Source organism: Streptomyces acidicola, assembly GCF_009377235.1.
Lineage (GTDB): Bacteria > Actinomycetota > Actinomycetes > Streptomycetales > Streptomycetaceae > Streptomyces > Streptomyces acidicola.
This window is the reverse complement of sequence record NZ_VMNX01000031.1, coordinates 21,873-38,857: the sequence shown is the minus strand read 5'-3', so window position 1 is coordinate 38,857 and position 16,985 is coordinate 21,873. Positions and strand designations below refer to the sequence as shown.

Here is a 16,985-nt window from a genome sequence, read left to right as displayed (position 1 = left end):
TCAGCCCACCTCGGCCGGCGCCGGACCGTCGGCCTGGGCGGCCTGCGCGCCCGCTTCGACGAGCGCCGCGACCGCCGGGTCCAGCACGGAGTGCAGGGCGCCGACCGCGCCTTCGAGGAACAGCTTCCGCATCAGCGTCCGCTGGGTCTTGCCGCTGGTGGTCTTGCGTACGGTGCCGGGGCGGACGAACAGCACGTTGCCGACCGGCACGGCGAACTCCCTGCCGACGTGCTGCTGGACCTCGGCGGTGACGGTCTTCAGGTCCGCGCCCGCCGCGGCGGCCCGGATCTCGTGGATCACCACGAGGTGCTCCTGGCCGCCGGTGTCGACGGCGAAGACGGCTCCGGTGCCGATCGCCGGGTTCAGGGCGCGGACGGCGCTCTCCACGTCGTACGGGTAGATGTTGCGGCCGTTGATGAGGACCATTTCCTTCAGCCGGCCGGTCACGAAGAGTTCCCCGTCGCCGAGGACTCCCATGTCGCCGGTGCGCAGCCAGGTACCGAGGTCCTCCTGGTCCACGATCCGGGCGCCGAAGATCTCGGCGTTCACCTCCGGCCGCTCCCAGTAGCCGGAGGACACGCTGGCGCCGCGCACCCAGATCTCCCCGACCTTCCCCTCGGCACACTCGACCAGGGTCTCGGGGTCGACGATCCGCACCTCGAAGTCCTCGGCCCGTGCCACGCCGCTGCTGACCAGGGTGCGCCGCAGAGCGCCCAGGTAGGGGCCCTCCACCACACCGCGCTCCAGACCGGCCGCGTCCACCTCACGCAGCAGTGCGGCACGGTTCCTGGGGATGCCGGTCACCAGCAGCGTGGTCTCGGCCATGCCGTAGCAGGGGAACATGGCCTCGGGCCGGAACCCGTACGGCCCGAAGCGCTCGGTGAACGCCTTGACGGTCTCGGCCCTGACCGGCTCGGCGCCGTTGCAGGCCGTGCGCCACGACGACAGGTCCAGCCCCTCCAGCTGTGCGTCGGTGATCCGCCGGACGCACAGGTCGAACGAGAAGTTGGGGCCGGCGCTGGCGTTCACGCCGTACTCGCTGACCAGCTCCAGCCAGCGGACGGGCCTGCGCAGGAACGACACCGGGGGGATCAGGACGCCGGTGGTGCCCAGCCACAGCGGCTGCAGCACATGCCCCATGAGACCCATGTCGTGGTAGAAGGGCAGCCAGCCGCCGACCATCGACTCCGAGGTGTTGCCGGTGGAGCGGGCGATGGCCGCCTCGTTGGCGAGCAGGTTGCCGTGCGTCACCATCACGCCCTTGGGCTCGCTGGTGGAGCCCGAGGTGTACTGGAGGAAGGCCAGGTCCTTCGGGCTCAGCCCCGGGTCGCGCCAGGCATCCGCGTCGCCGACAGCTCCCTGGTCCGTGGCCAGGCAGGCCACGTCCGAGAAGCCCTCGGCCTTCAGCCACGCCTCCACCTCGGGGGCGTGCTCGGCGAGGGTCAGCACCGCGCCGACGCGGGCGTCACGGACGATCCCGGACACCCGGCGGAAGTGCTGGCCCTGCTCGGAGGGCAGCGGGGCGGGCACCGCGACGGCTCCGGCGTAGAGGCAGCCCACGAACGCCTTGACGAAGTCCAGGCCGGACGGGAAGAGCAGCAGGACCTGACGCCCCGCCAGCCCGCGTTCCTGCAGCCAGGACGCGATGTCCCTGGCCGTGCGGTCCAGGCCCAGATAGGACAGCCGTTCGGGTTCCTTGCCCTTGACTCCGTCCGCGAGGAACAGGAACGCGTCGCCGTCGCCGCGTTCGTCCGACCGTGTCAGCACGAGCTCCGCGAATGAACCGAATTCCGCCACCGTCATTCCCCTTGCCTCGAAGCGCCTCGTATCGCGTTGAAACCGGTTGAACAGACCGGCCGAACGGCTGACCTACCGGCAGGCCGCACTGCCTGCCGGAGCTGTCGTGCCGATGGTCGGACCCGCCTCTAAAGCCCCTCTTGCGGCTCCACCGGCAGCCCTCTCTTGCGGCTCCACCGGCAGCACCCGCTCACGGCTCTGTCAGCGGCCCCCGATCACGGCCCGGTCACGACCGTCGCCCACGGCCCGGTCCCCGGCCCCGGCCTACGGCTCTGTCACCGGCCCTCGCTGACGGCCCAGTCACGGCCGTCACCCACGGCCCAGTCGCGGCCGTTGCCCACGGCTCAGTCACGGCGTCGCTCACGGCCCAAGCTCGGCCGTCACCCACGGCTCAGTCACGGCGTCGCTCACGGCCCAAGCTCGGCCGTCACCCACGGCTCAGTCACGGCGTCGCTCACGGCCCAGTCACGGCCGTCACCCATGGCCCAGTCACGGCCGTCACCCATGGCCCAGTCACGGCCGTTGCCCACGGCCCAGTCGCGGCGTCGCCCATGGCCCAGTCACGGCCGTCACCCATGGCTCAGTCACGGCGTCGCCCATGGCCCAGTCACGGCCGTCACCCATGGCTCAGTCACGGCGTCGCTCACGGCCCAGTCACGGCCGTTGCCCACGGCTCAGTCACGGCGTCGCTCACGGCCCAGTCACGGCCGTCACCCATGGCTCAGTCACGGCGTCGCTCACGGCCCAGTCACGGCCGTCACCCATGGCTCAGTCACGGCGTCGCTCACGGCCCAGTCACGGCCGTTGCCCACGGCCCAGTCACGGCGTCGCTCACGGCCCAGTCACGGCCGTCACCCATGGCTCAGTCACGGCGTCGCTCACGGCCCAAGCTCGGCCGTCACCCATGGCTCAGTCACGGCGTCGCTCACGGCCCAGTCACGGCCGTCACCCACGGCCCGGTCCCCAGCCCCTGCTTACGGCTCTGTCACCGGCTTCCCTGGCGGCTCCGTCACCAGCCGCTGCTCAGGGCTCCCTCACCAGTCCTCTGGCGGCCCTGTCACCGGCGCCCCTCTCACGGCTGCCGAGGCGGCTGCCTCACTCCCGTCGGCCGGGCTTCCCCTCCACGCGCCCGGGACCCTCCAACTGCGCCCACAGCTCCCGTTCGCCCGGGGAGAGCGGCGCGTCGGCGACCAGTCGCTCCGGATGGGCGCCCGGCGGCGCGTCGAGCGGGCGGATGCCGCCCAGAGACCTGGGATCGTCGTCACCGAGCCACCACTGTTTCGCCTGGTCCACGGAGACCGGCGGAACCATGCCGAACATGACGGCCAGCGCGCCGAAGCCGTCAGCCAGGAACGTGGCGGTCCCCCGCCACACCCGCCACGCCGCCCGGCGCACGGTCCACCACCACATGCCGGGCCACCGCATGCCGGGCCACCGCATGCCGCCGCCCACCTCAGGACGCCGGCCGGCCGAAGTCCGCCGTCAGGCGGACGTGTGCCGGCGGCGTGGGCAGCTGCTCCCCGGTCAGGTCGTGGCGGAACGACACGGTGCCGTCCTCGTCCTCGCCCGTCTCCGCGAAGCCCACGGACGGGTACAGGGTGCGTACCCGGTGGTTCTTCGCGGTCGGACGGTAGCGGGCGTGCACGGCTCCGGCTCCGCGTTCCCCGGCCTCGCGCAGCACGGCGGCCAGGCAGGCCTCTTCGATGCCGCGGGCGAACACCCGGCAGCTCAGCAGCATGTTGTCGATGTGCCAGCCGCCGTCCGCGCCGACGCCGCTCACCAGGACGACCCCCACCAGCCCGTTGTCACCGAACCGGTCCGCGGAGCGGATCGCCAGCACCAGCCCGTCGTCGGAGTCCCGCCGGGCCCGTACGTCGGCCTGCTGGAGCCGCTCGGTGGTGAGGTTGAACTGGTTGGTGCGCAGCGTCACCTGGGAGACCCGGGCGATCTCGTGGTCCGCCACGGGCGAGAGGGTGACCTCGACGCCGAGTTCCGCGAGGTACTCCTCCATGGAGCCCGCGCTCTCCATGAGGTCCTGGCGGGCCGCCTCGGTGCGGTACTGCGTCGCCCGGGCGCGGTCCTCGGCGGTCAGCTCCCGCAGGTCGAACCAGCCGTCGGCGAGCAGCCGCTCGATGTGCAGGGCGGGTTCCTCGTCGAGCCGGACCACGGCGACGCCGGGCAGGCTGCGGGCCACCAGACCGCACTCGAACGGCGAGTCGTCGGCGAAGACGAAGCTGTCCACACCGAGGTTGAGCTTGCGGGCGATGGCCAGCAGATTGCTGTCCTTGGGGTCCCAGTTGGCGACGACCTGCACGAAGTCGCCGTCGCGCAGCACCATGTCGGGGTGGTCGCGCAGCACGTCACGGACCGGCTCGATGTCGTTCTTGCTGCAGACCGCGAGCAGTACGCCCTGGGCGCCGATCTGGCCGACGGCCTTCTGGAAGCGGCCGAACGCCTCACCGCGGTAGGTGGTGGCGGCGGCGATGCCGTCGGGGCCGTCGTCGCCGAGGATGCCGTCCCACAGGGTGTTGTCCAGGTCGACCACCAGCACCTTCTTGGTGCGTCCGCGCAGGGCACGCGCCAGGTGGCCGGCCTCGCGGGCGTACCCGGCCAGCAGTTCCTCACCGAGATGCACCTTGGCGTAGGCGGCGAGCCGCGGCTCGTTGACCGGGCCCGAGGAGGCGATCAGCGGATCGAGGTCCACGACGTGGACGCGGTCGTGCTCGGCCGCCAGCCGCAGCAGTCCCGCGTTGAACTCCCGCCAGACGACCCCGAGCCGGGCCCGCGACCGGGAGTCGACCAGGCTGCGTAGCCGGCTGCGCAGCAGCGGCACGGTGTTGAGCACCAGGGTGCCGCCACCGTGCGTGACATACCGCTCCGCGAGTTGCCGGATCAGCGCCAGCTTCGCGACGGTGACCCGCTCCACATCGTCCACCAGCCAGGGATGCGGCAGCTCGTCAAAGACGATTTCAGAATCAAGCACACACAGCGCCAGATCGGCACCCGAGGCGTACAGCTCGCTGCCGGTGTCCTGGAGATCGCGGTACCACGAGTCGTAGTCGCCCTCGTGCAGCTTCAGCAGCATTCCGTGGCGGGCGAGTTCGGCGGTCAGCGGGGCCTTGAGCCCGCTCAGGGTGGAGTGGCCGGTGACCGCGACGGAGAACGTGTCGGTGCCGGGGTGCTCGCGCAGCACCTGCTCCGGGTCGAGACGGGCGAGCAGCTGTCCGGCGCGCACCAGGTCGGGCGCGGGCGGCCCGGCCGGATTCCCCGCCGCGGCCAGCTCGGCCAGCAGACCGGGCACCTCGTCGTACGCGCCGGCGAGGCGTCCTTCGGCATGGAGGGCGCGCAGCCGGTCCAGCGGTCCGGTCCGCTCGCCCACGGCGGTGCTCGCAACCGTGCCCATGGTGTCTCCCCTTCACAGAATCGCGCGTCGCTCACCACCACTGACCGGTGGCCACGCCGACCCTGCCGGGCACGTCTTAAGGGGCCCTTGAGCGGACCGTAAGCCCACCCCGAACTCGTGTCAGGTCTGGGCGGCCCGCCAGTAGAAACCGAACTGCCGCCGCAGGTGCCCGAGGTCCACCAGATACCGCCGCAGCGTCACATGGTCGACCGGTGCGTCCTCGCACCAGACCTGCAGCTTCTCGTTGACCGCCCGTTCCGGGTACTCGATGCCGGGCTCGAAGGTCCGCTCGGCGATGTGCCGGATCACGACCACCTTGCGCTGCCACTGCGCCGGCAGCCGTACGAGACGCCCGCCGCGCACGAAGGTCCGCAGCACCGCCTCGGTCCCCTCGTCCCCCGCGCCGGACCCTTCGACGCCCTCCCGGGCGACCCGCTCCTCCTGTACCCGCTCCTCCCGTACCTGCTCCCGGAAGTGCCCGTACGCGACGCTCAGCCCGCCGTCCGACGTCGAGATCACATCCTCGGCCTGGAGCCTCCGCAGCGCCGCGGCGGTGTCCTTCGAGGACAGCCCCGCCGTCTCACCGACCTTGGCGGGGGTGTCCGCCCCGAGGGCCACGGCCGCGAACACGCGAACCTTCTTCTCATCGGTGAACATACGCATCAGTCGGTCGGTAGCCATGGTGCGGACGCTAACCGCCACGCTCACGGAACCGAACCGAATTTCTTCATCCGTTTGCCCCAATGCCCGGCCCGCCGGAGACGAAAACCGCTGAGCATCGTTGTTCGACATGCCACCCGATCCATTGAAAAGCCGGGATACCGCACGTGTCGGTGTGTTTCCGTCGCGGACGCGGCATTCCCTTGACTGATCCGGTCGAACCGGATCTGCCCCACCCGTGAACGGAGACACCCGTGCGCATCACCGACATGCATCGCTGCGAGATCCGACCCGGACGGCTCGTCGAGTGGACACTCAGTCCGGCGACGGTCGAGGCGGCGGCGAGCCTGCCGGAGGACTCGCGGCCGCCGGCGTACATCCAGGAGTCGCACATCAGAACGGTCCGCTCGGTGCGGGATGACGGCCTGTTCGTACCGACCTGGGTGGGCACGGCCTTCGACATCCCGGGCACGGTCGATCTCGACATCCTGCAAGAGGCACTGCGCAGCTGGACGCTCCGGCACGAGACGCTGCGCAGCGGCTTCCGCTGGACCGGCGAATCCGACGACGAGATGCGCCGTTTCACACTCGACGCCGACGCGGTGTCCCTGCACCGCGAAGTCATCGGCGACTTCTCCGACCCGACGGAGGTCGCCCAGTACCTCCAGGACCGCTTCGACGTCACGGCGGACGCACTGCGCTGGCCGAACTTCCTCTACACGGCGGTCGTCCGGGACGACTCCACCAGCGTGTACCTGGCCTTCGACCACAGCAACGTGGACTCGTACTCCGTCCAGCGCCTCCCGGCCGACATCCACGAGCTCTACACGGCGGGCGTCGAGGGCCGCAGCGTGGAGCAGACACCGCCCGGCAGTTACGTCGACTTCTGCGAGATCGAGCGGGCGGACGCCGACCGGATCGACGCCACCCACGAGGTCGTGGCCCGCTGGCGGGAGTTCATCAACCGCTGCGGGGGGAAGCTGCCGGACTTCCCCCTCGACCTCGGCCTGGCCCCCGGCGAGCTCCCCTCCCAGCGGCTCATGAACGAGATGCTCGTGGACGCGGACGACGCCGCCGCCTTCGAGTCGTACTGCCGGCCCTTCGGCGGAGGCCCGGCCGGCATCCTGGCCGCCACGAGCCTTATCGTCCACCAGCTCGGCAGTGAGTCCGTCTACCGCACGGTCGTGCCGTTCCACACCCGGGTGAAGTCCCGGTGGTCGGACTCCGTGGGCTGGTACGTAGGCGGCGCACCGCTTGAGGTTCCCCTCACCCGGACCCCCGACTTCGCGAGCGCCCTGCGGGCGGTGCAGGCCGAGTTGCGGGCCAACCGGTCCCTGGCGCGCATTCCCCTGGCCCGTGTACTGCGCCTGCTCGGCGCCGACTTCCGCCCGACCTCACCCGACCTGTACTCGATCGTCTCGTACGTCGACGCCCGTGGCCTGCCCGGCTCCGACCGCTGGGCCGAGCTGTCGGTCTACGGACTGATGAGGGTGTCGTACGGCGACCAGGTGTGCGTCTGGCTCAACCGGCTCCACGAGGGCCTGTGGTTCGCCTGCCGCTACCCCGACACCGACATCGCGTACCACAACATGCGGCGGTACACCGAGCGGCTGCGGGACATCATCGTCTCGGTGGCCCACGAGAAGCGGCTGGCCGACCGGAAGCCCGAGCCGATCACCGTCGGCTGAAAGCGGAACAGTGGAGAGACCGCCGGGTGCACCGTCCGGCGGACTCCTGACACCCTTGTGGGCCCGGAGGTCATACCTCCGGGCCCACAAGGGATAAAGGGATGTCTGCGCCCCATCGGGAGGGGCGGAACCGCTACTTGACGACCGGGAGCCCCTTCAGGAGGCCGCCGGGCACCATCTGAGGCAGGTTGGCCACGCCCTTGCCGTGCTTCGTCCGGCCGCCGACCGGGAGGGCGCCGGTGCCTTTCTGGGCCTGGGCAGCGGTGTTGCTGAGCCCATTGAGCGGCAGCGCCACGTCCGCGGGCTGAGCGGCGAACGCGGGCGAAGCGGCACCGGCGACGACGAAGGATCCGGCGAGGAGTGCGGCAACCTTCAGCTGCTTCATGTAGGTTCCTTTCTTCGGCAACACGCGGTCACCAGAGGGGAATTCAGTTCCCAGGCATCGCATGCCCGGCCTCACTTCGCCATGGCCAACGAACGGCCGACAGCGGTGGAAACCCTCCCGGGCCAAGTTCCTGGAACTCATATGAAAAGACCTGTTGCTCGCTTCGCCGCCGGGCCGGGAGACGAACAAGGATGGCCGGGACCCGGTATCGGGTCCCGGCCATCCTCTGCTGCCGGAAGGGGAGGACTTACGCGGTCGGACGTCAGGAGCTCTTGCCGGGGACGACGACATCGCTGACGCAGCTGACCTGACTCTGCGCAGTCGGGCAGGTCTGCGTCGAGTCGTTGACGACGGTGACGTTTCCGGCCTTGTCGGTGGTGACCTTGTACTTGCCCTGGTCCACGCAGCGAACCTGGCCGTTACCATCCTCGACACACCTGCCGGCGCCATCAGCGGCGAAGGCCTGGACGGCACCGCCGCCGACCAGAGCAAAGCTCCCCAGGAGTCCCGCTGCCGCTACCGCCGCAATCTTCTTCGAGTTGAGCATCTACCTTTTCCTTTACGGTCAACCCCCCGTGATGGACGGCGGAGTCGTTCCGGACACTTGGACCGGCAAAAAGCCAGGGGCAGGCCCCGGGGCTCGGACACCTGGTCCGAGCCCCGAGCCCTGCCTAGATCACCTGAGCAGCGATCACTTGAGCAGCGATCACTTGAGGTTGTTGAGCTGCGTGCAGGTCAGCGACTCGCGCTCGCTGTTGTCCTGGTTGGCGATGCCGAGGATGGCGAGGTTGACGTTGACGTCGTCGATGTTGATGAGCCCCTGCTTCGACTCGTTCTGCTCGCAGGACTGGTTCTGCTTGTTGTCGATCTTGACCTTGGCGTCCCCGTCCGCAGCGTGACCGACACCGGCGCCCAGGAAGCTGACGCTGCTGAGCATGGCCACGATGACTGCGGCCTTCTGGTACTTGCGCATTACCTCTCCGTTCTCAAGCAAACACAGTCCGCAATGGACCGGTCACTGACAGTCGATCACTGTAGGTGCCGTTTACGGCAGTTGTTAGGCGAAACGCCCAATCACGCAAGTTTCGTGAAAAAATATATTGTCGCGGTATCGCCGTACCGCCGCACACGCATCCACGAGCCGACCACACCCCGCCGGGCAACGCGGCGTCAGGACTTCTTGCCGGAGCCCGCGACGTCACTGACACAGGTGGCCCCGCTGCTTGAAGGCGGGCAGTTCTGCGTCGAGCTGTTGACGACCTGGACGCTTTCGTACGTGTCGGGGAGGGCATCGCGCTTGACCACGTCCTCGCAGCGAACGTGACCCCGGCCGTCGTCGACGCACTTGCCGGCGCCATCAGCGGCGAAGGCCTGGACGGCACCGCCACCGACCAGAGCGAAACCTCCCAGGAGTCCCGCCACCACCGCGATCTTCTTCGAGTTGAGCATCTGACTCTTCCTTTACCGGGACACGACTCGGGGCCCGGACACCTGGTCCGAGCCCCGAGTCCTACTTAGATCACCTGATCAGTGATCACTTCTTGCCGAGAGAGAAAGCCTGCGTGCAGGACAGGGACTTACGCTCACTGTTGTCCTGGTTGGCAAGGCCGAGGATGGCGGCGACGTTGACGTTGATGTCGTCGACGTTCACGAGCCCCTGCGTGTCCTCGTTCTGCTCGCAGGACTGGTTCTGCTTGTTGTCGATCTTGACCTTGCCGTCCCCGCCCGCAGCGTGACCGACACCGGCACCCAGGAAGCTGACGCTACCGAGCATGGCCACGACGACTGCGGCCTTCTGGTACTTGCGCATTACCTCTCCGTTCTCAGATAGACACAGCCCGTGGTGGGCCGGTCACCGACAGTGGCTAAAGTAAGTCAGCTATGCGGCTTTTGACAGGCGAAACGCCCAATCGCGTAAGTTTCCTGAAAAAATGCACGTCGTGTCGCCGGTGCACGCACACCGGGCGGCCGAGTGCGGGCGGCCGCATCCGGCCAACTGCCCCGCAGGCAACGACACCGCGCCGCCCGGATCGGCATCCGGACGGCGCGTCATGTCACCACAGGGCAGGGCGCCCCGATGCGGCACTAGATCACCTGATCGGCGATCACTTGCCGATCTGGGTGCAGTGCAGGGACTCGCGCTCGCTGTTGTCCTGGTTGGCGATGGCGGCGAGCAGGGCGACGTTGACGTTGATGTCGTCGACGTTGATGAGCCCCTGCGTCTCTTCGTTCTGCTGGCAGGACTGGTTCTGCTTGTTGTCGATCTTGACCTTGCCGCCGTCGTGCGCGGTGGCGACGCCTGCACCCAGGAAGCTGACACTGCCGAGCATGGCCACGACGACTGCGGCCTTCTGGTACTTGCGCATTACCTCTCCGTTTCCTATGTGGACACGATCCGCGATGGACCGATCACTCACAGTCGTCAACGGTAGGTGACGATTATGGCTTTTATCGGACGAAACGCCCAACTCATCCTGGTTTCCTGAGAAAGTGCGCACACCGTGGAGCTTCTGTGCAGGTATCGGAAGACCGAGCGCGGCGCCACGTCGAGCCGACCGTGCGCGAGGGTCTGTACAAAAGGGTGATCCAGGCACAAACGTCGTGACTCGCCCGGAGTTGCCGCGTTGAACGGGCAGTGCGGTCGCGTGTACTGCTGCCGCACTTACCGAGTCAATAAGGAGAACGTGATGTCTCGCATCGCGAAGGTTGGCGCTGTTGCTCTCGGCACGGGCGCCGTGGTGCTCAGCGGGGCAGGTCTCGCCACGGCGGACGCCAGTGCCAAGGGCGCGGCGATCGGCTCGCCCGGCGTCCTGTCCGGCAATGTGGTGCAGGCCGTGATCGAAATGCCGGTCAACGTGTGCAACAACACCATCACCGTGGTCGGCGCTCTCAACCCGAACGTCGGCAACGTCTGCAAGAACGGCGACGAGAAGAAGGACGAGAAGAAGTCCTCCAAGAAGGCGCGCCACGTCCGCTGACGTCTGTCGTCACGCCCCGAAAGCCCCGGCACTCCGAGCGCCGGGGCTTTCCCCGTGAACCCACGTCACGGCCCTGAACTCACGTCACGGACAGGCATCACCGGCCGCACAATGGACGGCATCACCGGCCGCACACACGGAGGGACGGCCCTCGAAACTCACCGAGGGCCGTCCCTCCGAACTGCGGGGCTCAGCCCTACATCCACAGGTTGCCGTGCACCGGCTTGGCCTCGTTCAGCGCGGCCGCGGCCTCCTTCGCCGTGGGGATCAGCGAGCCCTGCGCCCCTCCGGTCAGGCCGCTGGGGACCCGGGTGGTCAGCCCGCCGCTGAGGTCGGTGGTCGCCAGGTCGGGGACACTGCCGGCGATCGGCGCCTGGGCGGGGGCGGGGTTGGCAGCCGGAGCCTGCGCCGGAGCCGGGTTGGCGGCAGGCGCCTGAGCCGGAGCCGGAGCCGGGTTGGCAGCCGGAGCCTGCGCCGGAGCACTGGCCACAGCCGGAGCACTGGTCTGGGCCTGAGCGTTGTAACCCGTGGACGCCTGAGCCGGAGCCGGGTTGGCAGCGGGCGCCTGAGCCGGAGCCGGGTTGGCGGCAGGCGCCTGAGCCGGAGCCGGGTTGGCAGCAGGCGCCTGAGCCGGAGCCGGGTTGGCAGCCGGAGCCTGCACCGGAGCACTGTTGCCGACAGGTGCCTGAACCGGAGCGCTGTTGGCCTGGGCCGGAGCGCTGAAGCCGGCCGGCGCCTGGTCGGGAGCGCTGTAGGTGGGCGTCTGCTCGGGAGCAGTGGCCGCCAACGCGGGTGTGGCTGCACCGGCGGCGAGCAGGGACCCGGTAACGACGGCGGCAGCAGCCTTCAGGGACTTCATCATGTTCCTTTCTTCGGCGACGCAGGCCGCCGGAGGGGAATTCTGTCGCCGTGCCTAACGATCCCTGGCCGGGGCGGAAACCGGAGTGCCGGAAATTACGGATTCCTCATATGAGATCTCCGAAAACCGGGCCCCGCGAACGGGAAAGACGGGGATGCCGGGATGCCGGGATTAGCGCTGGAAGAACAGCAGTCGTGGTGCCGGCCCAGGGAGCCGGCACCACGACTGGACAGCACGAGCCATACCGTACGGCGCTCAGAAGATCGACAGCAGGTCCTCCAGCAGCGGCGTGATGACGGGGAGAGTGACGGGCGATACCGGAGGTGTCGCGGTGGACGTCGACGTCGATGTCGATGTCTGCGTGCTGGACACAGCCGGATCGGACGAGGTCACCCCTTCCAGGCCGCTTCCGAGCAGCCCCTTGACGAGCTCTTGCAGCGCGGTCAGCAGGTCGCCCGCCTGCGGAAGCACGTCGCTGGAACCGGAGGTGAGTCCCTCCAGGAGCTCGTCGACGGCCTCCATGACGTCGTCCAGCACGTCCTGCACCTGGTCCAGCGCGTCGTCCAGCACATCGCGCACTGCGTCCAGTTCGTCGCTCGCGGGGGCGGAGGGGGCCTGCGGCAGCACACTCGTCGTCGGGGCCGTCGCCGTCGGGGTGGCCGTGAGGGCCGGAGCCTTGGCGGTCGCCTCGGTCAGTGCGCGCTTCGCGGCATCTCCCAGTCTCCTGGCCTCGTCGGGAGGCAGTCGGCCGTCGTCCGCCTTGAGCACGGCGTCCAGCAGGTCGGCGACCGGGGCGAGTTCCCCGCCGTTGATCTTTCTGACTTCCGTGAGAAGCGCGTCCTCGCGGTAGAGCCACGCATTGGACGACGCCGCAGCGTTGCGCTCGCGGGCCGAGTCGGCCGCCACTGCGGCGGGGCCGGTGATCCCGACCAGGAGGGCGGCGCACAGCGCGCTGGACGCGATGTGCCGTGCGGACAGAGCAGGCATGGGTCTTCCCTTCGGCGGGCGCTGAAGTCTTGAGCCCACCGTGAAAGCGCCCACGGCTTCCCGCAACCGATCACGCGCGTCCGGCGCCCCCGCGCTTCCCTCGGTCGCCGCGTCCTGCCTGATCAGACGATACGTCAGGCCTACCGCGACCCGGCCCCCGTTCGGCGGAACGGCTCCGGCCGCCCCTCCGCCGCGGGAAACCAGGGATCTTCACGTTTCACGATTCCGACACACTTATTGGTTTTCATCGAATATCACCGTCTTTGTCCGGTTGGTGATTAGAGTTGCGAACCGCCCGACGCAGTCCTCAGCACGGACACTTCGCACGCGTGCCGCTGCTGCCACCGCCACCGTTCCGAAAGGGCACCGCCGGTCATGCGCCATTCCCTGGGTCCGCTGTTTCCTCGTGCGGCTGTGGGCGTCCTCGTCCTTACGGCGATGTGGGCACCCGGCAGCTCCACGGCTGCCGCGCCGGCCGCACCGCCCGCGCCGGAGGCCCGCAGCATCCCGTTCACCCAGCGCTACCGCGCGGTGCAGCACGGCGGGATCGTACGCGCGGCCAATTCGTCCGTCACCTGCGAAACGGCCGCGTCGTCGTGTACCGGCGCCCGCGAGGGCCGCGCGGCGGCGAACGGCGACTTCGAGATGACCTACATCGATGTCGACAGCGACCCGAACACCTACAACTCCAGCCACGGCGAGCTCCGTCTGCCCAAGGAGGCGCGCGTGACGTACGCGCGTCTGTACTGGGGTGGCAACCTGCGTGTCGGCGAGCAGAAACCGCCGGAGGACAACGGGCGGGTGCTCATCGCGGAGGCCGGCGGCGCGTACAAGGAGGTGCTCGCGGACTCGGTGGTCGGACACCAGGCGGAGCACGGCGCGGACGCCTTCCAGGCCTCCGCGGACGTCACGTCGCTGGTGCGGTCCACCGGTCCGGGGCTCTACACCGTGGCCCAGATCAACGTGGCCAGAGGCCGCTCGGCCGCCGGCAGCTGGGGCGGCTGGACGCTCGTGGTGGCGTACGAGAAGGAGTCGGAGCCGCTGCGGCACCTGGCGATCTGGGACGGCTTCGACGCCCTCACCGCCGACCGGGACCAGGAGGTCCGGATGTCGGAGATGGCGTTCCCGGAGGGCGCGGGCGGGCGGGTCGGCCTGGTCGCCTACAACGGGGACCGCGGCTCTCCGGGCGACGCGTTCACCGTGGCCGCCGGCGGCCAGGGCGAGACCGCGCTGGGCGACGCGGCCAACCCCCAGGACGACGTTCTGAACTCGACGATCAGCGAGTTCGGCGAGGCCGGCCCGGACCGTGCTCCCGCCCATCCGAACACGTTCGGCTACGACTCCGACGTCCTCGATCTGCGTGAGGGCATCCGGCGCGGCGGTGACCGGCTGACGTTCCGGATCGCCTCGCGACGGGCCCCCGCCTGGGTCGGAGCCCTCTTCGTCGCCGTGGACGCCAGGTCGTGACGCACACCGTCCCGCACCGCGTCCGTCAGCAAGGAACCCCCATGAACCTGTCACCGTCGGTCGCTCCTTCGCGTCCTTTGCACATCCTGCACATCACCCAGCCCGTGGACGGCGGGGTGGCCCGGGTCGTGACGGACCTGATGCGGGCCCAGCTCGACGACGGACTGCACGTCACCGTCGCCTGCCCGGACGGTGGTCTCGCCTCCGGCCTGAAGGCCCTCGGCGCGGACGTCCGCCACTGGCAGGCGACGCGTTCGCCGGGGCCCACGCTCGTGCAGGAGGTACGGAACCTGCGGCGCGTCCTCGCGGACGAACGGCCCGACCTGGTGCACGCGCACAGCGCCAAGGCGGGGCTGGCCGCGCGGCTCGCCGTACGTGGGCGCATCCCGACCGTGTTCCAGCCGCACGCCTGGTCGTTCGAGGCCGTCGGCGGGGTCACCGCCTCACTCGCCCTGCGGTGGGAACGGTGGGGCGCCCGCTGGGCCGACCGGGTGGTGTGCGTGAGCGAGGCCGAGCGGGTCACCGGGGAGCGGGCCGGGGTACGGGCCCCGTGGCGGGTGATCGCGAACGGAGTCGATCCGGGACGCTTCCGTCCCGCGGCGCTCGGTGCCGTACGGGCCGGGATTCCGCTGCTCTCCGGGCTCGGTGCGGACACGCCGCTGGTCGTGTGCGTGGGGCGGCTGTGCCGGCAGAAGGGGCAGGACATCCTGCTGGCGGCGTGGCGGTCGGTGGTCCGGCAGGTGCCGGGGGCCCGGCTCGTGCTGGTCGGCGACGGTCCGGACGCCGGGGCGCTGCGGGCGCTCGCGCCCGACGGCGTGCTGTTCGCCGGCGCCGCCCAGGATGCCGTGCCCTGGTACCAGGCCGCCGATCTCGTGGTCCTGCCGTCCCGCTGGGAGGGCATGGCGCTGGCGCCGCTGGAGGCCATGGCGTGCGGCAGGCCCGTCGTGGCGACCGATGTGGACGGGGCCCGCGAGAGCCTTCCGTCGGGTCAGGAACCCGTGCCCGCCGAGGATCCGACGGCGCTGGCCCGCACGGTGACCCGGCTGCTGCTCGACCCGCCGCTGCGCGAGTCCCTCGGTCATCTGGGGCGCCGTCACATTCTGACCAATCACGACGTGCGGCACACGGCGGGTGCCGTGACGGACGTCTATCTCGAACTGCTGGGCGACGGAAGCGGTACGGAAGGCGAAGGCGCGGCCCTCTCCGGTCGCGCGCCGCGCTCCGCGTCCGTCGAGCACACCCCCTGCGGGGAAACCACCGAGTACAGGGAGTCCATCCACTCGTGACTGCGGAAAGTACCGTTCCCTCCCCCGGCGGACAGCCAAGGGAGTACGGATCCTCAACTGTCTCGGTCATCACTCCGCGCGGAACCACCGGTGGGCCCCGGTTCCCGGCCACGCGACGCCCCGCCCTGCGGAGGCACCTCGCGCGGCTGGCGCTGCTCGCGGTGGACGCGGGGGCGGCACTCCTCGTCGCCCTCGCGCTCACCGACGCCGGGACACCGTGGCGCCCGCTGCTGGTGGCCGGGATACTGCTGGCCGTCGTGTGCCTGAACGCGCGGGCACTGCTGTACCGGCCGCCCGCCGTGCCCGCGGTGCTGGACGAACTGCCTGCCGTCTGCGCGCGGATCGCCGTCGGCTGGGCCGTGCTCGCGGCGGCGGTGGCGGCGTACTCCCCGGACCATGTGCTGTCCGCCGGCACCCTCGTCCTCGGCTGCGCCCTGCAGTCGGCGGCGAGTTGCGCGGGCCGGGGCGCGGTGCACTGGCAGCGGCGCCGGGCGCTGCTGCGCAGGCCCGGTGCGGCTCTGGTGATCGGGCCCGCGGCGACCGCGCAACGCGTGGCCGCCGCGTTCCTGCGTCACCCCGGCTGCGGGCTGCGGCCGGTGGGCGTGGTCGCCGGCCAGCCGGCCGGGGACGAGGGACTGCCGGTGCTCACCACCGACGAGGAGGTGCGGCGGGCGATCGTCCAGAACGGCGTCCAGGCCGTCCTCGTCGTGGGCCCCCGCACCGAACACAGGCCGTTGCTGGCGGCCCTGGCCGCCGCGGGGTGCGCACTGTGGCAGGTGGACGCGGAGTCGCCGTCGTACGACCGGGGCGGTGAACGTCTCGCCGGATTCACGTGTCGCCAAATGCAGTTGACGGAACGTCATGAGGGCCTGCACAAGCGGGCGCTGGACATCGCCGTCTCCGGGGCGCTGCTGCTTCTGGTCAGCCCGCTGTTGCTCACCACCGCCGTGGTGCTGCGGCTGAGCGAAGGGCCCGGAGTGGTGTTCCGGCAGGAGCGGATCGGCAAGGGCGGGCGGACGTTCACGCTGCTGAAGTTCCGCACGCACCGCCCGGCCGACGCGCACGAGGCCGCGACCCGCTGGAGCGTGGCGAACGAGCACGAGATGCGCTGGTTCTGCCGCTTCCTGCGCAGGACGTCCCTGGACGAGCTGCTCCAGTTGTGGAACGTCCTGCGCGGCGACATGAGCCTGGTCGGGCCGCGTCCGGAACGCCCCTACTTCGTCGGCCAGTTCAGCGAGCTCCACCCGGGCTACGCGGACCGCCACCGCATGCGGACCGGCATCACGGGCCTCGCCCAGGTCCACGGGCTGCGTGGCGACACCTCCATCGAGGACCGCTCGCGGTTCGACAACGCGTACATCGACGACTGGTCGCTGTGGCAGGACGTCTGCATCCTGCTGCGCACGGCGGTCGCGCTCGTGCGTCCCACGGGGAGCTGAGCCGTGGCCCTCCCGCAAGCTCTCGGCCCCACACGC

17 protein-coding genes are annotated in these 16,985 nt (G+C 70.1%); 5 read left to right on the top strand and 12 right to left on the bottom strand.

From position 1 onward, the window contains the following. From FPZ41_RS11790 to FPZ41_RS11775, 4 genes are all read right to left on the bottom strand, one after another. A complete protein-coding gene (locus FPZ41_RS11790) occupies positions 1–1,803 on the bottom strand; it encodes a fatty acyl-AMP ligase (protein WP_152861789.1) in 1,803 nt (600 codons plus the stop codon). A gap of 1,089 nt (positions 1,804–2,892) precedes the next feature. After that, positions 2,893–3,237, bottom strand: coding sequence for a DUF6059 family protein (locus tag FPZ41_RS11785; protein ID WP_228022686.1), 345 nt, complete (start codon positions 3,235–3,237; stop codon positions 2,893–2,895). A gap of 13 nt (positions 3,238–3,250) precedes the next feature. Continuing rightward, complete coding sequence (locus FPZ41_RS11780; protein ID WP_152861787.1) at positions 3,251–5,200, bottom strand: HAD-IIIC family phosphatase; 1,950 nt, start codon at positions 5,198–5,200, stop codon at positions 3,251–3,253. Positions 5,201–5,320: 120 nt separating this feature from the next. Next, on the bottom strand, positions 5,321–5,881 hold the full coding sequence (locus FPZ41_RS11775) for a DUF2087 domain-containing protein (protein WP_152861785.1): 561 nt from the start codon (positions 5,879–5,881) through the stop codon (positions 5,321–5,323). 233 nt (positions 5,882–6,114) lie between these two features. Here FPZ41_RS11775 and FPZ41_RS11770 point away from each other — a divergent pair, with 233 nt between their 5' ends. Next, entirely contained in the window at positions 6,115–7,548 is a 1,434-nt protein-coding gene (locus FPZ41_RS11770) for a condensation domain-containing protein (RefSeq protein ID WP_322620113.1), read from the top strand. 133 nt (positions 7,549–7,681) lie between these two features. On the opposite strand, the gene FPZ41_RS11765 is transcribed toward FPZ41_RS11770, so the two are convergent. The 6 genes from FPZ41_RS11765 to FPZ41_RS11740 form a co-directional block, all read right to left on the bottom strand. Next, a complete protein-coding gene (locus FPZ41_RS11765) occupies positions 7,682–7,933 on the bottom strand; it encodes a hypothetical protein (RefSeq protein ID WP_152861783.1) in 252 nt (83 codons plus the stop codon). A gap of 262 nt (positions 7,934–8,195) precedes the next feature. Continuing rightward, positions 8,196–8,480, bottom strand: coding sequence for a hypothetical protein (locus FPZ41_RS11760; protein WP_152861781.1), 285 nt, complete (start codon positions 8,478–8,480; stop codon positions 8,196–8,198). A gap of 159 nt (positions 8,481–8,639) precedes the next feature. Further along, entirely contained in the window at positions 8,640–8,906 is a 267-nt protein-coding gene (locus FPZ41_RS11755) for a hypothetical protein (protein WP_152861779.1), read from the bottom strand. A gap of 197 nt (positions 8,907–9,103) precedes the next feature. Further along, positions 9,104–9,382, bottom strand: coding sequence for a hypothetical protein (locus FPZ41_RS11750; protein ID WP_152861777.1), 279 nt, complete (start codon positions 9,380–9,382; stop codon positions 9,104–9,106). An 85-nt stretch (positions 9,383–9,467) separates the two neighbouring features. Further along, on the bottom strand, positions 9,468–9,743 hold the full coding sequence (locus FPZ41_RS11745) for a hypothetical protein (RefSeq protein ID WP_152861775.1): 276 nt from the start codon (positions 9,741–9,743) through the stop codon (positions 9,468–9,470). 295 nt (positions 9,744–10,038) lie between these two features. After that, complete coding sequence (locus tag FPZ41_RS11740) at positions 10,039–10,299, bottom strand: hypothetical protein (protein ID WP_152861773.1); 261 nt, start codon at positions 10,297–10,299, stop codon at positions 10,039–10,041. 321 nt (positions 10,300–10,620) lie between these two features. Between FPZ41_RS11740 and FPZ41_RS11735 the strand changes: the two genes are divergently transcribed. Beyond that, positions 10,621–10,911, top strand: coding sequence for a chaplin (locus FPZ41_RS11735; RefSeq protein WP_152861771.1), 291 nt, complete (start codon positions 10,621–10,623; stop codon positions 10,909–10,911). Between the two features lie 196 nt (positions 10,912–11,107). On the opposite strand, the gene FPZ41_RS47015 is transcribed toward FPZ41_RS11735, so the two are convergent. Together FPZ41_RS47015 and FPZ41_RS11725 are read right to left on the bottom strand one after the other, a co-directional pair. Further along, the gene (locus FPZ41_RS47015) at positions 11,108–11,773 is read right to left on the bottom strand and encodes a hypothetical protein (protein WP_194236067.1); all 666 of its coding nucleotides are present in this window, start codon (positions 11,771–11,773) and stop codon (positions 11,108–11,110) included. 252 nt (positions 11,774–12,025) lie between these two features. Beyond that, on the bottom strand, positions 12,026–12,757 hold the full coding sequence (locus FPZ41_RS11725) for a hypothetical protein (RefSeq protein WP_152861767.1): 732 nt from the start codon (positions 12,755–12,757) through the stop codon (positions 12,026–12,028). Between the two features lie 375 nt (positions 12,758–13,132). Between FPZ41_RS11725 and FPZ41_RS11720 the strand changes: the two genes are divergently transcribed. The 3 genes from FPZ41_RS11720 to FPZ41_RS11710 are packed head-to-tail and all read left to right on the top strand — an operon-like array spanning position 13,133 to position 16,949. Next, positions 13,133–14,224 (top strand): DUF3344 domain-containing protein, encoded by a 1,092-nt coding sequence (locus FPZ41_RS11720; RefSeq protein ID WP_152861765.1) that lies wholly within the window; start codon positions 13,133–13,135, stop codon positions 14,222–14,224. A gap of 41 nt (positions 14,225–14,265) precedes the next feature. Beyond that, positions 14,266–15,510 (top strand): glycosyltransferase, encoded by a 1,245-nt coding sequence (locus FPZ41_RS11715; RefSeq protein WP_152861762.1) that lies wholly within the window; start codon positions 14,266–14,268, stop codon positions 15,508–15,510. Then, on the top strand, positions 15,507–16,949 hold the full coding sequence (locus tag FPZ41_RS11710) for an exopolysaccharide biosynthesis polyprenyl glycosylphosphotransferase (protein WP_322620112.1): 1,443 nt from the start codon (positions 15,507–15,509) through the stop codon (positions 16,947–16,949). Before FPZ41_RS11715 ends, FPZ41_RS11710 begins: the two co-directional genes overlap by 4 nt. The last annotated feature ends 36 nt before the right edge of the window (positions 16,950–16,985 follow it).

Coding starts and splice junctions, on each gene's coding strand:
- FPZ41_RS11790 (WP_152861789.1), bottom strand. CDS start 1,803: ATGACGGTGGCGGAATTCGGTTCATTCGCGGAGCTCGTGCTGACACGG.
- FPZ41_RS11785 (WP_228022686.1), bottom strand. CDS start 3,237: ATGCGGTGGCCCGGCATGCGGTGGCCCGGCATGTGGTGGTGGACCGTG.
- FPZ41_RS11780 (WP_152861787.1), bottom strand. CDS start 5,200: ATGGGCACGGTTGCGAGCACCGCCGTGGGCGAGCGGACCGGACCGCTG.
- FPZ41_RS11775 (WP_152861785.1), bottom strand. CDS start 5,881: ATGGCTACCGACCGACTGATGCGTATGTTCACCGATGAGAAGAAGGTT.
- FPZ41_RS11765 (WP_152861783.1), bottom strand. CDS start 7,933: ATGAAGCAGCTGAAGGTTGCCGCACTCCTCGCCGGATCCTTCGTCGTC.
- FPZ41_RS11760 (WP_152861781.1), bottom strand. CDS start 8,480: ATGCTCAACTCGAAGAAGATTGCGGCGGTAGCGGCAGCGGGACTCCTG.
- FPZ41_RS11755 (WP_152861779.1), bottom strand. CDS start 8,906: ATGCGCAAGTACCAGAAGGCCGCAGTCATCGTGGCCATGCTCAGCAGC.
- FPZ41_RS11750 (WP_152861777.1), bottom strand. CDS start 9,382: ATGCTCAACTCGAAGAAGATCGCGGTGGTGGCGGGACTCCTGGGAGGT.
- FPZ41_RS11745 (WP_152861775.1), bottom strand. CDS start 9,743: ATGCGCAAGTACCAGAAGGCCGCAGTCGTCGTGGCCATGCTCGGTAGC.
- FPZ41_RS11740 (WP_152861773.1), bottom strand. CDS start 10,299: ATGCGCAAGTACCAGAAGGCCGCAGTCGTCGTGGCCATGCTCGGCAGT.
- FPZ41_RS11735 (WP_152861771.1), top strand. CDS start 10,621: ATGTCTCGCATCGCGAAGGTTGGCGCTGTTGCTCTCGGCACGGGCGCC.
- FPZ41_RS47015 (WP_194236067.1), bottom strand. CDS start 11,773: ATGATGAAGTCCCTGAAGGCTGCTGCCGCCGTCGTTACCGGGTCCCTG.
- FPZ41_RS11725 (WP_152861767.1), bottom strand. CDS start 12,757: ATGCCTGCTCTGTCCGCACGGCACATCGCGTCCAGCGCGCTGTGCGCC.
- FPZ41_RS11720 (WP_152861765.1), top strand. CDS start 13,133: ATGCGCCATTCCCTGGGTCCGCTGTTTCCTCGTGCGGCTGTGGGCGTC.
- FPZ41_RS11715 (WP_152861762.1), top strand. CDS start 14,266: ATGAACCTGTCACCGTCGGTCGCTCCTTCGCGTCCTTTGCACATCCTG.